We start from the raw sequence: 931 nt of genomic DNA, 5'->3' as shown, positions 1-931 counted from the left end.
GGCGGGCTGCAGGGGGTGTGCCTTCGCGCGCCAGGGCCCCCGCCGCGGCGCACAGCAGGCCCAGCGTGAAGATCGCACCCCGGTGGGTGTTGACGCCACCGGTGGCCGCCACCATGCGCGCTTCGGCCTCGATGCCGCAGCGCTCCAGCGCCGGGAACCCTTCGCCGGCATGGCCCAGCGCGGCGATGCGCACGAAATAGACGCGCAGCGCGAACAGGCTGCGCATGAAGGTGCGGGCATCCATGTCGGTGTGGCTGCCGTTGTCAGTAAGGGTCACCAGCCCGGGCTTGGGCGACAAGGCCAGTTCGTCGTAGAGCGACAGCGTGGCGGCGCGGCCGATGGCCTGCGGGGCCGGGTCCGGGCGCGGGTCGCTCGCAGACCGGCGCCGTGCGTTGGCGGTCATGGCAGCGGCTCCTCTGCAGCCGGTTCCTCTGCCGGTTCCGTGGCCGGCCAGAAGGGGGCTTGCGCCAGCGCGGCGCCAGCCAGGCGCTTGACCATCACGGCTTTGCCGCGGCCTGCACGCCAAGCGCTCCACTCGCGCCAGGCCACGGCGGCGCCATTGGCGAACAGCAGTTCCCCGTCGAGCCGGGGCTGCGCCTTCGGGAAGGCGTGCAGGCAGGCGGCGGCGGCATCGGCCTGCGCGGGGCTGGCCACGCCGATGCACAGGTCGGCATCGGAGCCGCTGCGCAGGTGGTCCAGCCCGGTGATGAGCTGCCAGCCGTGGCTGCCGTAGATGCGGGCGGCCACGCCGCAGGCCTGCAGCGCCTCGCACAGGCGGCCCCAGGCGGCCTTCGATCCGGTCGGCATCAGCGGCTGGGCCAGCAAGGCCGGGGGAAAGGCATCGAAGTAGAGGATGTCTTCGCGCGCCACGAGCAGCGCCAGGCGGCGCCGTGCCCAGCGGCCGGGGGCCGGCAGGCCCAGCGCGATGCTG

At 74.1% G+C, this 931-nt stretch carries 2 protein-coding genes; both read right to left on the bottom strand.

The genetic code is table 11. The annotated features are described in order from the left end of the window. Positions 1–403, bottom strand: a 403-nt coding sequence (locus AC27KI_RS25905) for a triphosphoribosyl-dephospho-CoA synthase (protein WP_487116709.1), incomplete at its 3' end; no start/stop codon positions are given. Next, a partial coding sequence (gene mdcG / locus AC27KI_RS25900; RefSeq protein WP_487116707.1) for a malonate decarboxylase holo-[acyl-carrier-protein] synthase occupies positions 400–931 on the bottom strand: 532 nt, incomplete at its 5' end. The genes mdcG and AC27KI_RS25905, both read right to left, overlap by 4 nt.

It is taken from the genome of Acidovorax sp. KPB24-03 (assembly GCF_057546605.1).
Note: the sequence above shows the minus strand (reverse complement) of the source record. Positions and strands in the feature narration are given on the sequence as shown.